Origin of the sequence: Lactococcus lactis (assembly GCF_029023865.1) — a bacterium.
Taxonomy (GTDB): Bacteria; Bacillota; Bacilli; order Lactobacillales; family Streptococcaceae; genus Lactococcus; species Lactococcus lactis.
Genome location: NZ_CP118969.1, coordinates 807,118 through 821,318, shown reverse-complemented (window position 1 = coordinate 821,318; position 14,201 = coordinate 807,118). Strand labels below are relative to the sequence as shown.

Genomic DNA, 14,201 nt, shown 5'->3' with positions numbered 1-14,201 from the left:
TTTTTAAACTTACAAAAAGAATTAACTTTTTCTAAGTGCATGCTACATATAATTATAGAAATGCGTAATCAATAGATTGGTTGAAATTTAAAGTTTATAAACAAAAATTCATGAGGAAATTTGATTATTTTACCAGTAAATAAGTGAAGAACATTTTCTTCTCGATAAAAACTAACTTAGAAAAAACCTATCCCTATGCCTTTTTATTGTTAATATTTTGAGTATCACTTTGAATCTCAACTTCTAAAATACTTTGTATGCTTGATAATGCCTCTAAAAATATTTTATTCACTTTCTGAAGTAATAAAACTTGTAAGCGAGAGGATAAAAAAACGCCTAGATTAGTAGGCGCTTTAGGAGTATTTATGAAAAAGTTTATTTTTTGGAATAGATTTATTATAGAACTTATTTCTTAAATGAATAATAAAAAATAATCAATAACTTATACTTTTTTGAGTCTTCGGCTTCGGAGAAAATAAGAATCATTAACAGCCAATACAAGACAAGTTCCCTATAACTGAACTTCTCTAATTTAAGACCATATTTTCAATAACCTCAAAGTATTTTTAGTAAAATAATAGACAATTTTGTAAAATTGTCTTTTTAATTATTGAAATAATGTGTTAAAATGTATTTTATATCTTACAGGAGTTTTAAAAATGAAAAAATCAATTATTGCATTATCTACATGTACTCTTTTAACATGTATACTATTCACTACTTTACCTTCAACTTCAATGGCGGACCAACTTGATACTCCATCATCGGATATTTCTGCAAAAGCCGAACAAGAATGGTATGGTATTTCAACGATTGAATTTTTCAATATGGGACTTGACTCTGGAATTGTTGAAGTAACACAAGGCGACATTATCACCGGGAGGGCTACCTTCGGTTATTATGGTGGTGACTCCCTTACAACTCAAGACATAATTGTGAACTCTAACCTTGACTATGTAGTTATTTCAAATATTACTATTGATAATAATTCCCATACGGGTACCTTTGATATTATGATAGATACTTCTAATATTAGTTCTGGAAGCCAGACATTTCAACTTAACGTTACAGATGCACTTCCTGAAAATGATCGGCATGTAACTCCCTATTCAATAACAAATATGATTCAGATTAATGAGGCACCTAGGCCCGATCCAGACCCTGATCCTACCCCAGACCCTGAACCTAATCCAGACCCTGAACCTAATCCAAATCCCGAACCTAATCCAAATCCCGAACCTATTCCAAATCCTGAACCTATTCCAAATCCTGAACCCACTCCAAATCCTGAACCAGCTCCAAATCCTGAACCAGCTCCAAATCCTGAACCAGCTCCAAATCCTGAACCAGCTCCCTCTATAAATAAAAATACATTAAATATTTCAAAAGATTCTATTGTCTTGGATAACAAGATTACAAAAGCTTCAGAAGAAGGAAATATAAAAACATTACCAGAAACTGGTGTTAATAGCAAAGCGGATCTTAGTTTTGTACTAATCGGAATTATAATAATAAGCTCAGCAGTAACAATCTTATACAAAAATAGATAATAAAAAAACTCAGTAGTTCTGAGTTTTTTTATTATCTAACGAGCAATATACTGTCACACACTCAAAGACATTTATATCAATATCCTATTTTTGGAAGTTATCCATGAGATCCATGAAATCATCAAAAAGATAGCTGGCATCGTGAGGTCCAGGAGCTGCGTCTGGGTGAAATTGGACTGAAAAAGCTGGGAAGTGTTTGTGACGCACTCCTTCAACTGAGTCGTCATTGATTTCAACATGGGTAATCATTAGGTCTTCAGGTAAGTTTTCTGATGAAACGGCATATCCATGATTTTGTGAGGTGAAGTCAATTCGTCCTGTTGCAATTTCACGAACGGCATGGTTAAATCCACGGTGTCCAAATTTCATTTTGTATGTTTTTGCTCCATTTGCAAGACTAAATAATTGATGACCTAAGCAAATACCGAAAATTGGAATTTTACCTTGAATTTCTTTAATCATTTCAATTGCTTCTGGTACATCTGTTGGGTCACCAGGGCCATTAGTCAACATGACACCATCAGGTTCCATTTCCAAAATTTCTTTAGCACTGGTGTTGTATGGGACAACGGTGAGATTACATTCCCGTTTTGAAAGTTCACGTAAGATACTGTGTTTCAAACCAAAGTCAACAACGACAACTTTTCTACCTGTATTTGGTGATGGATAAGCGGTCGTCGTACTACTTGTTTCAACTTGATTTGTTGGTAATACTGTCGCTTGAAGTTGGCTCATTTGATGCTCTACTTCATCTCTTGCTTGTACAAGTGAGGCCTTCATAGTGCCGTGTTCTCGAACAATTTTAGTAATCGCTCGAGTATCCACACCTGTAATTCCAGGAATATTTTTTGATTTTAAAAATTCATCAAAAGACATTTGCATCCGCCAGTTCGAAGGACGGCGCGCTGCTTCATGAACAACTACGGCTTTACAGGTTGGATGAATTGATTCATAATCATCTCGGTTGACGCCATAATTTCCAACAATTGGATAAGTGAAAGTCAAAATTTGTCCGTTGTATGATTGGTCAGTGATTGATTCTTGATAGCCTGTCATTCCTGTATTAAAGACAAGTTCACCTGTAACATCCAAGTTTGCACCAAGAGATTCTCCCTCAAAAATGGTTCCGTCTTCTAAAATTAAAAGTCTTTTGCTCATAATAAATATTTCCTTTGAATTTTGCTTTAGCAATTATTTTTTCTTGTTGTCAGCGCTTTGAATTATTTAGCTTTTTTTCCAGCAAGAATTGCTTCAAGAATTGCCATTCGAGTATAAACACCATTGCTCATTTGTTGAACAATCCGACTTTGTGAGTTTTCCACAAGGCTGTCAGCAATTTCAACATCCCGATTGACTGGAGCTGGGTGCATGATAATAGCTGTTGGTTTCAACATTTTTGCTCGTTCTTCTGTCAGTCCAAAATGATTATGGTAGCCTTCTTTAGAAAAGCTTTCGCCACTATCATGACGTTCGTGTTGAACGCGTAAGAGCATATGAACGTCAAGTTCTGGCAAAATTCGGTCTAGGTTGGCATAATGACCGTAATCATCAAATTCTTCACTATACCATGCTGCTGGGCCTGTAAAGTAAAGTCTAGCTCCTAATTTTTGGAGCATCATCATATTAGATTTGGCGACACGTGAATGGGTTAAATCTCCGGAAATTGCGATTTTTAAACCTTCAAATTTGCCAAATTCTTCATAAATGGTCATCAAGTCAAGTAAACATTGACTTGGATGTTGCCCTGAACCATCTCCACCGTTAACAATCGCACAATGAATATTATCTGAATTCACTAATTCTTCATAGTAATGTTCTACTCCTGAACGTATAACACAGATATCAACGCCAAGTGCATCAAGTGTTAAGACGGTATCGTAAAGAGTTTCTCCTTTACTAATTGAGCTTGCTTGCGCATCAAATTCAAGAACATCTAAGCCTAATTTACGCTCAGCAATATGGAAACTATGGTGCGTTCTTGTAGAATTTTCAAAGAAAAGATTTGAAGCAAAAGTTTGTTTTTCTAAATCAAATTCTGCTGTTCCTGCTTTGAAAGCTGAGGCTCTTTTGATAAGTCCCATGACTTCATCAACACTCAATTTTTCCATACTTGTGAGGTTTTCGAGTTGAACTAATCCATTTTTTACTGACATGAGGTCTCCTTTACCCTGACTGTGTGCTCTCTGTCACAACAGTTTTATTGACAATATATTTGATTGTTTTGTCAGTAAACTGACAAAATTTTTATCTACTGATGGAAATCTCGATAGGATTTCTATCAGTTATAAGTTCACTTTTTTTAATTACTGACGATTCTGTCAGTAATTTTGGAGCTTTTAAATTTCGCTAGGATCTTTTGGCAAGACAAGATTTAAAACAATTCCGAGAATTGTTGCAATGGCTACTGATGAAATTTGTAAATTTTGAGTGATATTAATAATCATTCCACCAATCCCGATAACAAGAACAACTGAGCTGATTAGTAAGTTTCGTTTGATATCAAAATTAACTTTATTTTCAACTAAAATTTTCAAACCAGAAGCTGCAATTACTCCAAAAAGGGCAATTGATGCTCCCCCGATGACGGGTGCTGGAATTGATTGCAAGAGCGCTGTAATTTTCCCAATGAATGAGACAACGATAGCAAGAACGGCAGCTCCAGCAATAACATAAATCGAATGAATTTTTGTAATTGCCATAACTCCAATATTTTCACCGTAAGAGGTCACCGGCGGTGCACCAATAAATCCGGCGATGATTTGAGCTAGACCATCACCAGTTAATGTTTTTTCTAATCCTGGTTCTTTAAAGTAATCTTTTTTAGTTAATGAATTCAAAACCATAATGTGGCCAAAATGCTCAGTCATTGTGACAAAAGCAATCGGTGCCATTGTCAAAATTGCTGACGGATAGAAGGCCCACTTGTAATTGGCAAATGGAATTTCCATTGGTGGAATGGTCAGCCACTTAGCATGTGAGATTCCAGTGAATGAAACAATGTTCATCCCTGTAATCTTACCAATAATCATTGCTGCAACATATCCTGTGATGATTCCAAGTAAAATTGGAACAACTGACAGAAATCCTTTGCCATAGATACTGTAAATGACAATAGATAACACAGTGATGAGGGCAATAATGATATAAGCTAAACTGTATCCTTTTAAATTTGCAACGTCCGTGTACATGGCATCATTAATTGCTGTTGGAGCAAGTGATAATCCAATGACCATAACGATTGGCCCAACGACGATTGGCGGTAAAACTTTGTCAATCCAGCCTTTACCTGCAAATTTTACAATTAAAGCGACAATCAGGTAAACCAATCCACCGGTCATTGCCCCTTGAGCAATGGCTGGCATTCCACCATTTTTCATCAGTAAAGTCATCGCACCAATATAGGCAAAGCTTGAACCCATGTAAGCTGGCACTTTAAATTTTGTAACACTCATGTGTGCAAGTGTACCAAGTCCAGAACTCAAGAGGGCAATGGCTGGGTTAATCCCAACTAAAATTGGCACCAAAACCGTTGAGCCAAACATGGCAAACAAATGTTGAAATGAGAGACCAAACCACTGACTTGCAGCTGGTTTCTCATCAACTTTTAAGATAATATCATTATCGTGCACTTTTTTCTCCTAAAACTCTAAGTTGAATATTTGTTAATTCTTTCGTCAGTAACTAACAGCATATTTTTTACTTTAAATTACTGACAGAAATTTTTTAATCTTCACGTTTAATTAAAATACTGTCATTGCCATCGTGTTCAGACATTTGAACAATGATTTCTTCATCACGACCTGTTGGAATATTTTTCCCAACGTAGTCTGCACGAATTGGCAATTCACGATGTCCACGGTCAACTAATACAGCCAATTGAACACGAGCTGGACGACCGAGTTTTACAATTCCATCAATTGCCGCACGGATTGTCCGACCTGTGTAGAGCACATCGTCGACAAGAATGACATCTTTTCCTGTAATATCGATGTCAATTTCTGTCGTGTCTTCTTGAGCTTGTTTGTCATCACGGAATGGACGTGTATCCAACTCACCAAAAGGAATTTCCAAACCTTCTAATTGTTGCAAACGTTCTTGGATTCTTTTTGCTAAATAAACACCACGTGTTTTAATCCCAATCAAAACCAATTTGTCCAGCTCTTTATTACGTTCAATAATCTCGTAAGTGATACGTGTAATTGCACGTTTCATTGTGATTTCGTCAATAATTTCTTTTCTAGCCATTGTGGCTCCTTCCATTCTTGATGATCAATTGGTCAGTAAACTAACAAATCTTTCATTTAGCGATTTAGCTTCCATTTCTAAGTTGTCCATTAACATACAAAAAACCTGCACTCAAAAGAGAATGCAGGTAGGTATCAGAAAATGGACAGTATCCATCATATTATTACATTATTAATTTCTGACCTTGCCTGCCTCTCTGGACAATCTTAAAGGTTAGATAGATTATAGCAAAGTTCTCGCCACTTGTCAAAAATTATTTTTTATTTAGAGAATAAAGTCTTGAAAGTGATTATAATCAAAAATAGACAAGATGACATCATTAAAAGAAAAATTAATTTCCAAACAAAAGCAGGAATTATTTGAAATTTCTCATGGAGTAAATCTGCATCAGAAAGTTCCTCATTTTTATGAAAAATTACTCTAAGGTCAATAAATGCCCCTAAAGTCAGAAAACCAATTAAAGCTCCACCCATAAAATTAAAAATCTGAATTTGACCAAAATAAAGCAAAGCCCCTGTAATTAAAATTCCTAGCAAACAAATCAAAAAGCCATACCAATTTTTAACGACGATTAGAACAGAAAGGCTGACTATCAACAGACTTATAAGAATGAATTCTGGATGATTGATAATCAAAAACCAGCTAAAGAGACAGCCAAAAAGTAAAGGCATTGGATAGCCCATCAATAAAACAAAGAAGCTTCTCCCACCACCACTTGTTTGGGTGAGGCCGGAACTATCATGATTAAGATGAATTCTATAAACTTTACCAAAAGTAATTTTCGCCGCCAGAGCATGACCAAATTCATGTAAAAGCGTCACTAAAATTCTTAATAAGGGATAAAGAAAGATAGCTATTAAAAGCCCACAAATCAAACCTAATAAAATTATTTTTTGCTGGTCACTAAAGTCTGCGATTCTTTCAAAAGCAGAATAAATATATTGGATAAAATCTTGCAAAACTTCTCCTTTCAGTTTATCATAACAAAAATAACTTAAAATAAAATATTTAAAGAAAGCTTGACAAATATATTATAAAATTATAATATAATAATATGATTAACGAAAAAGATATTGCTGAATTTTTTAAACTTTTCTCTAACGACGGACGTTTAAAAATTATTTCCAGCCTAGCCACTGATAACCTAACCGTAAATGAGATTGTTGAAAAAACACAACTTTCTCAATCTCTTGTCAGTCAACAACTAAAACTTTTAAAAAATGCACGGATTTTAACGAATGAAAAAATTGGAAAAACGGTCACTTACAGTATCTATGACCGCCATATTTTACATCTTTTGAAAGATGTTGCAGAACATTTGGATGAACAAGAGGGAGGAAATCATGAGCCTTAAAAATAAACAAATAAAAAGCGAGCATGACCATAATCATCTAGATAAACTTGTCTCACAAAACGTCACAATCGTTTTTGCTTTAAACCTCTTCTTTGCGATTTTAGAATTTATTTTTGGAGTGCTCTTTAATTCTACGGCTATTTTATCTGATGCCGTCCATGACACAGGAGATGCCGTTGCTATCGGTTTAGCCTGGTTTTTCCAAAAATTCTCTAAAAAACGAGAAGACAAACACTTCTCTTTTGGTTATCAACGTTTTAGTTTACTCGGCGCCTCACTCACAAGTGTCATTTTAATTACGGGGAGTTTCATTGTGCTTTTCGAAGCCGTTCCTAGATTTTTCAACCCTCAACCTGTAGAAGCAACAGGTATGCTTGGTTTGGCTATTTTTGCAATTGTCGCCAATGGTTTTGGTGCATGGCTTTTGGCTCGTGGTTCCTCACGAAATGAAAGTATTTTAAATCTTCACGCGCTCGAAGACGTTTTAGGTTGGCTGGGAGTCCTCATTGTTTCAATCGTCCTTCATTTTGTAAAATGGTACTGGCTCGACCCACTTCTTTCTATTCTAATTGCTTTGTTCATCTTATCCAAAGCCATTCCAAAATTCTGGGGAACTTTACGTATTCTTCTTGAATCAGTCCCCGAAGATATTGATTACAAAAATCTTCTAAGAGCCCTTGAACAACTTCCTGAAGTACTTGCTGTCACACAACTTATCATTTGGTCAATTGACGGTGAGCAAAATGCAGCAATGATTCACATTGTGATTCCCGAAAATCAAGATTTCTCAGATGCAAAAATCGCTGTTCGTAAGCTTTTAGAAAGTGAGAAAGTTTGTCGCTCAGCCATTGAACTTGATGAAACTACTGACGAACATAAAAAACATGTTCAATATGAAATTTAATTACTGACAGAACTTGTCAATTTATAAAATTACTGATGAATTAAAAGACTCGGCTTATAAAAAGCCGAGTCTTTTAATATTTTTAACGAATTTGTCCTGTGCCATCAATCAGATATTTTGTTGAGGTTAGAGCCTCTAAGCCCATTGGTCCTCTGGCGTGAAGTTTTTGAGTTGAAATGCCAATTTCAGCACCTAAGCCAAATACAAAACCGTCAGTAAATCTTGTAGACGCATTAACATAAACGGCTGCCGCATCAATTTCATCTTGAAATTTTTGCGCATTGAAATAATCATGAGTGACAATGCTTTCTGAATGACGACTTGAATAAGCATTAATGTGCTCAATTGCTTCATCCAAATTATCAACCGTTTTTACTGACAGAATATAATCTAAAAATTCTGTCCCAAAATCATCGTCAGTTGCAGGAATTCCAGCTGACAGAACTTTCAGCGGACGCTCGTCAGCACGAAATTCAATTTCATGAACTTTATTGATTTCATTTTCCAACTTTGGTAAAAATTCGTCAGCAATTTTTGCGTGAACCACTAAACTTTCGGCTGCATTGCAAACACTAGGACGCTGTGTTTTGGCATTTATCACAATTTTTGTCGCCATTTCTAAATCAGCAGATTCATCAACAAAAATTGTACAATTACCCACCCCAGTTTCAATGACAGGAACCGTTGCTTTTTCTTTGACACGGTTAATCAATCGCGCTGACCCTCGCGTAATCAAAACATCTAAAAATTTATCTGCCTGCATCATTTTTTCTGCTTCAGCATGACTTGTGTCAGATAACAATTCAACTGCTCCGTCAGTAATTTTTGCTGACAGCAAATTTTCCTTAATAATTTCAACTAAAACCATATTAGAATAAATCGCGTCAGACCCACCGCGTAACAAAACAGAATTTCCTGTTTTAAAACAAAGAGAAAAAGCATCGATAGTCACATTTGGACGACTTTCAAAAATCATTCCAACAGTGCCAAGTGGCACTCTTTTTTGCAAAATCTTAAGTCCATCAAGATTAGTGAAACCTTGCAATACTTGCCCAATTGGGTCAGGAAGTTCTGCAACTTGTCTCAACCCTGTTGCCATATCAGAAATTCTTTGCGCATTTAGACGCAAACGGTCAACCATAATCTCAGAAATTCCATGTTCCAGAGCGTTAGCCAAATCTTTTTCATTCTCAGAAATAATTCTGTCAGTATTTTCGATAAGGCTGTCAGCTAAATTTTGCAAAAAAACATTTTTGTCAGCAGTTGCTAGCTTTGCTACTTCTTTGCTCGCCTTTTTAACCTTTAATCCAAGTTCTTCAATCATCGTTTTATCCTTCTTTCTTTGGGGCGTGTCTATCTCAGCTTCGCTAGGCTGTCCCATGCTCGCTATGGCGCTGAAGCGCCTAGTCACATCGCAAAAACCGCTTTGCTTTTGAAGTCCATCTTCGCTGCGCATGAATGTCCATTCGCTGTAAGCGACTCTAAAGTCACAACGCGAAATGGCAACGCCACGAGCTGTTCATTTACTTGGCGTTGCACGCCAAGCGACTCGTGAAGTTGGACGAAAAAGCAGGTTTTTAGAGGTAACCTCAAGATTTTTGATGAAAATAAGTCCCAATCTCACGTCCTTCGATAATTTCTTTAATCTCTCGAATCCGTTCGCCATTGGTCAGAACCATTTCTTGACCATTTTCAAATAAAATCTGTGCAGCCGCCAATTTTGAAGTCATCCCGCCAGTTCCAAAACGCGAACCGGCACCACCAGCCATTTGACGTAATTCATCAGTAATTTCATGAATTTCATTAAAAATTTTCGCATCATCATAAATCGTTGGATTTTTATCAAAAAGTCCATCGATATCTGACAGCATAATCAATAAATCAGCATTCACTAATTTAGAAACAATCGCTCCCAATTTATCATTATCACCAAATTTTGTTTGATGATCCATTTCATCAACCGCAATAGCATCATTTTCATTAATAATTGGAATAATCCCAAGCCCAAGTAACGCATTTAGTGCATTTTCAGCATTCTCACGACTCGTTGGAAAATCAGTCACATCACGTGTCAAAAGTAACTGAGAAACTCTTTGCGAATAACGACGAAACATTTGCGTATAAAGACTCATCAATTCAACCTGACCGATTGAAGCCAAAGCCTGCTGGTCAGCAATCCCTTTGGGACGTTTATCTATACCAAGCACATTCAAGCCAACTCCAATCGCTCCAGAAGTCACCAAAATCACTTCATAACCTTTATTATTCAAATCAGATAAAACAAAAGCCAACTCGTCTATATTTGATAAATTTATTTTTCCATTTGGCAAAATCAACGAACTCGTTCCAATCTTAACTACAATTCGTTTAACACTCAAAATATTTTTTCTTGTCATAATCATTTATTATAGCAAGATATTTCAACAAATAGGAGAGTAAAATGATAAAATTTCTACTTTTTATTATTTTATTCTACAACTAGAATTTTATAAAAAAAGTGCTTTTGAGCACTTTTTATTTTCCATACCCCACTAGCTATTTTTTGTCTCTTTTTCAGCTAACATCTTCTTAACAAAATCAGGCATTTCCCCTCTGACAGCTCCGTCAGTAGACTTTTTTATTGATTTAGCCACTTGATTTTCATATTCAGAAGTTGTTTTTTCATGACCATCTAATCGTTTCTCTCCCACCAAATTTTGAATGGATGTAATATCCTGCGAAACTTCTAAACAGCCCAGATATTCTCCTGTTTCTTCATCACGCATTGCAAAATATCGAATATAAATTTTCTTATTAAAACGATGTAAATCAATCCAAAAATCAGCTTGATCGCGTGTTCCAGATTTAAAATCTTCTAGGATTTTTTCTACTACCGCCATTGATTTTGGCGGGTGGCAATCAATAACACGTCGACCAATTACAGATTTAGCTCGTGGAAAAATTCGTTCTCCTCCTGAGAAAAAGCGAACGATATCTTCTTTATCAACAAAACTTAGATCAACCGGTAAAACATTAAACAAAGCCGTCAACTCATTGAGGTGTAACATGCCAGTTGGCAAAACAACCACTCCCTCACTTGTAACTTTTTCCCAATCATATTGCCGCTTAACTCTTTTAGGTTTGCTTACTTCTAAACCAGATTCCTTAGCAATAGCCTCTGTCATTGCTTTAGCAGATTCAATCGCCGCCAATCTTTGAGGTTCATGCTCTTTTTCCTTTTCAATTGACTCTTTAGAGGCTTTCCATTTTAAAGGTTCCGCAATGAATGCATAGCCAATCTCTTTAGAATCCTCCTCTATTTGTTCCCAATCTTTTAAAGAAAAGACATCCAAGCACATTGGAATCATAATTGCTTCTTCTTTAAAAATCATTTCTTCAATTTCCGTCAGTAAATTTTCTAGCATTTCACGTAATGGGTTCAAAGCTGTTTTATCTGTTTTTAAATAAACAATTACTTCTTTAATCATCTCACGAACACTATCATCTACACCCCACATAACTTTTGGTGGCGCTGTGATTCCATATTTTTCCATAAAAGAAAAAATTAAAGTTTCTTTTCTAGCATAATGTTTGTCAATATTATACAAATCAATAACCGCTGCAAGTAAACGTTCTTTATAAGACCAATCTCCTTTTTCAATCTTTGAAAAAACCCACCGAATTTCATCATTTAATAGCGATGTAATCACTTGATTTTCAAGTTTCATTGTATGAATAGGATGTCCTGGAGTATTTTCTTCTAAAGATGATTTATGAATATCTGTAATAGCCCCTTTAAAGACAGCTGCATGAACATTGCATAATTTTTGAATTTCAGAGGGATTGAGCCCCCCTTGGATCAATGCCTTTTCAGCACCAGTTATTTCCGAAACATCTACACCATCAAATTCTTCATTAAAAATTTTTTTGGCGTCCTCAAACGTCCCCCCTTCGTGTAAGAGTGTCAATATTTCAACAATTCTTTTTTGGCGCTCAATTGTAGTCGATTTATTCATATTTGTCATTATTCTTCCACCTTCTACTTTGAAAACTCAAAACCAGCCTCAGCAAAAGCAATAACAATTTTATCCCAATCGATATGTTTCATTTTTGCTCCCATTGGAATTGTCGCCATCCTTCCAGCAGTCTGTAGCATTCCAGGCATTTTTATCTCATGAAAACCCAAACCATCCATTAAATCAATAATTTCAGGGTGTTCTGTTGCTAAATCATAAAGTTTAGCATTTATATCCAGTTGAATCATTCTAATCTCCTTTTCAAATGTCAAAATTTTGTAAAAAAACTTTGACATCTTATCTTATTCTAACAAAATATTAGTCTCATTAAAAGATAAAAAAAGAATCTATAAACTATAGATTCTCATGAATTATTAAAAAATAATTTGAATGAAGGCTAGTGAAAATACTCCCACAAGCACAATAACTAATAAGTTTTTTGTCAAAATAGCTGCTAAAACCGTTGGAATTGAAGCAAGTAAATTATTCCAGTTAACCGATGGTAAATGACCTAAATGTTGAATAAAAAGATTTGAAATCCATAAGGCTGACATAATAACTACCGGCACAAAACTTAAATATTCCACAACTATTTTAGGCAAACTCATTTTTTTTAATAAAATAAAAGGTAGAACTCTTGAAATCCAAGTTACAATAGCGCATCCAATAATTGTTAATGATATAAATTCAAAAGAAGACACGTTTTACCCCCACACCTAAAGCACAAGCAATCAAAGTAACAAATAAAACTAACAAGTTGCTTGGCAAAAATATCAAACCAAAATAAAATAGAACCAAGGTAATTCCAACCATGACTAACTGTAGCATTAAACCCAAAGTTTTATCACTAATAAGTTGCAAATAAAGTAAGCCAATAAACATTGCGATAACTGCGAATCCCAAACCTAATTTTTCTGGATTTGCTAGTAAATTCCCTAATAGAGCTCCAATAGCACTGGCTAATGCCCAAACTAAATAGGCTAGTAAATTTGATGCATTAGACCAAGAAAGATTCAGTTTACCCTCAGTATAATTTTGTTTATTCATTCCTAAAGCAAAACTTTCATCGGTCAATAATGTCCCAAGTAAAATATTTTTCAGTAAACTTTCATTTTTAAAATATGAAGCCGTCGTCATGCTCATTAAAATAATTCGTGAATTAACTAAAAATACACTTAATACTATTGACATAATAGGACTATGAGTTGCTAGCATACTAACCATGATAAATTGTGCTGAACCAGCGTAAACAATCAATGAGAGTAATAAAATTACCCAAACGCTAAACCCCTCGCTGTGCCCTATCATCCCAAACGCAATTCCTATCCCAATATATCCAAAAGCTGTCGGCATTGTATCTTTCAAGCCTTGTTTAAAAGTTAATTCCGAATTCATATTCCCCTCACTCCCTAAAAGATTATATCTAACCATTATCACATAAATATTAACTAACTGTCAATAAAAATTTATTAATCACTTGATTTTTGCAAGGTATATTGCTATAGATTTCATTTTTTCAATGATATAATCAAATTAATAACAACATCAATCTTAGAGGAGGAAGACTATGGCAACAATTAGTATTTTTGGTAAAGGAAAAATGGGAAAAGCAATCGGTGATAATTTTAGTTCATCTGGTAATAAAGTCAACTATATCTTATCAAACTCAGCTAAAACAGAATTGGGTGAAATTGTTGTTTTAGCTGTTCCCTATGTCGCAATTGCTGGAATCATCCAAGAATATTCGACTGATTTACAAGGAAAAGTAATTATCGATATTACAAATCCCGTTGATTTCACAACATTTGATAGTCTATTAGTGCCTTCGGATACTTCTGCTGCGGCTCTCATTGCTAAGCAACTCCCAAATTCAATGATTGTTAAGGCTTTTAATACGACTTTTTCCGATACATTGGCAACAAAAAAAGTGGCAAATGAACATCAAACAACAGTTTTACTCGCTAGTGATAGTCAGGAAGCAAAAGAGACCATTATTAAATCTCTTGAAAATAGTGGTTTGAGTCTATTAGACGCTGGTTCACTAAAAAGGGCTCGCGAACTAGAAGCTATTGGTTTTCTGCAAATTACTTTAGCTGCTTCTGAAAAAATTTCTTGGGACGGCGGTTTTGGGATTTTCAAATAGTCGCTTAAAA

Annotated in this window: 15 protein-coding genes; 4 read left to right on the top strand and 11 right to left on the bottom strand. The window is 35.1% G+C overall.

Translation table 11 applies throughout. The features are described from left to right. The first annotated feature begins 659 nt into the window (after nt 1–659). A complete protein-coding gene (locus PYW37_RS04230) occupies nt 660–1,550 on the top strand; it encodes a hypothetical protein (protein ID WP_044009703.1) in 891 nt (296 codons plus the stop codon). An 84-nt stretch (nt 1,551–1,634) separates the two neighbouring features. On the opposite strand, the gene PYW37_RS04225 is transcribed toward PYW37_RS04230, so the two are convergent. From PYW37_RS04225 to PYW37_RS04205, 5 genes are all read right to left on the bottom strand, one after another. After that, nucleotides 1,635–2,708 carry a carbamoyl phosphate synthase small subunit gene (locus PYW37_RS04225; RefSeq protein ID WP_025017011.1) on the bottom strand — a complete coding sequence of 358 codons (1,074 nt, stop codon included), beginning with the start codon at nt 2,706–2,708 and terminating at the stop codon, nt 1,635–1,637. 62 nt (nt 2,709–2,770) lie between these two features. Further along, the gene (locus tag PYW37_RS04220) at nt 2,771–3,703 is read right to left on the bottom strand and encodes an aspartate carbamoyltransferase catalytic subunit (protein ID WP_017864817.1); all 933 of its coding nucleotides are present in this window, start codon (nt 3,701–3,703) and stop codon (nt 2,771–2,773) included. Between the two features lie 183 nt (nt 3,704–3,886). Continuing rightward, nucleotides 3,887–5,179 (bottom strand): uracil-xanthine permease family protein, encoded by a 1,293-nt coding sequence (locus PYW37_RS04215; protein WP_010906053.1) that lies wholly within the window; start codon nt 5,177–5,179, stop codon nt 3,887–3,889. Nucleotides 5,180–5,273: 94 nt separating this feature from the next. Then, nucleotides 5,274–5,795 carry a bifunctional pyr operon transcriptional regulator/uracil phosphoribosyltransferase PyrR gene (pyrR, locus tag PYW37_RS04210; RefSeq protein ID WP_010906054.1) on the bottom strand — a complete coding sequence of 174 codons (522 nt, stop codon included), beginning with the start codon at nt 5,793–5,795 and terminating at the stop codon, nt 5,274–5,276. A 260-nt stretch (nt 5,796–6,055) separates the two neighbouring features. Then, nucleotides 6,056–6,754: a M50 family metallopeptidase gene (locus tag PYW37_RS04205; protein ID WP_003129391.1), complete on the bottom strand. Its 699-nt coding sequence runs from the start codon at nt 6,752–6,754 to the stop codon at nt 6,056–6,058. Between the two features lie 95 nt (nt 6,755–6,849). Here PYW37_RS04205 and PYW37_RS04200 point away from each other — a divergent pair, with 95 nt between their 5' ends. Beyond that, nucleotides 6,850–7,149, top strand: coding sequence for an ArsR/SmtB family transcription factor (locus PYW37_RS04200; RefSeq protein ID WP_003129394.1), 300 nt, complete (start codon nt 6,850–6,852; stop codon nt 7,147–7,149). After that, nucleotides 7,139–8,053, top strand: a complete 915-nt coding sequence (locus PYW37_RS04195; RefSeq protein ID WP_010906055.1) for a cation diffusion facilitator family transporter — start codon at nt 7,139–7,141, stop codon at nt 8,051–8,053. Before PYW37_RS04200 ends, PYW37_RS04195 begins: the two co-directional genes overlap by 11 nt. Before the next feature lie 82 nt (nt 8,054–8,135). Here the strand turns inward: PYW37_RS04195 and PYW37_RS04190 are convergent, their stop codons facing one another. The 6 genes from PYW37_RS04190 to PYW37_RS04165 form a co-directional block, all read right to left on the bottom strand. Continuing rightward, complete coding sequence (locus PYW37_RS04190) at nt 8,136–9,434, bottom strand: glutamate-5-semialdehyde dehydrogenase (protein ID WP_255209173.1); 1,299 nt, start codon at nt 9,432–9,434, stop codon at nt 8,136–8,138. A gap of 208 nt (nt 9,435–9,642) precedes the next feature. Continuing rightward, complete coding sequence (gene proB / locus PYW37_RS04185; RefSeq protein WP_025017013.1) at nt 9,643–10,449, bottom strand: glutamate 5-kinase; 807 nt, start codon at nt 10,447–10,449, stop codon at nt 9,643–9,645. A 135-nt stretch (nt 10,450–10,584) separates the two neighbouring features. After that, the gene (locus tag PYW37_RS04180; protein WP_025017014.1) at nt 10,585–12,057 is read right to left on the bottom strand and encodes a DUF438 domain-containing protein; all 1,473 of its coding nucleotides are present in this window, start codon (nt 12,055–12,057) and stop codon (nt 10,585–10,587) included. Between the two features lie 14 nt (nt 12,058–12,071). Continuing rightward, nucleotides 12,072–12,296 (bottom strand): DUF1858 domain-containing protein, encoded by a 225-nt coding sequence (locus PYW37_RS04175; RefSeq protein WP_012898217.1) that lies wholly within the window; start codon nt 12,294–12,296, stop codon nt 12,072–12,074. 126 nt (nt 12,297–12,422) lie between these two features. Further along, a complete protein-coding gene (locus PYW37_RS04170) occupies nt 12,423–12,749 on the bottom strand; it encodes an AzlD domain-containing protein (RefSeq protein WP_025017015.1) in 327 nt (108 codons plus the stop codon). Then, nucleotides 12,736–13,443, bottom strand: a complete 708-nt coding sequence (locus PYW37_RS04165) for an AzlC family ABC transporter permease (RefSeq protein WP_025017016.1) — start codon at nt 13,441–13,443, stop codon at nt 12,736–12,738. Before PYW37_RS04165 ends, PYW37_RS04170 begins: the two co-directional genes overlap by 14 nt. A gap of 172 nt (nt 13,444–13,615) precedes the next feature. On the opposite strand from PYW37_RS04165, the gene PYW37_RS04160 reads away from it, so the two are divergent. Beyond that, nucleotides 13,616–14,191, top strand: a complete 576-nt coding sequence (locus PYW37_RS04160) for an NADPH-dependent F420 reductase (RefSeq protein WP_023189657.1) — start codon at nt 13,616–13,618, stop codon at nt 14,189–14,191. The last annotated feature ends 10 nt before the right edge of the window (nt 14,192–14,201 follow it).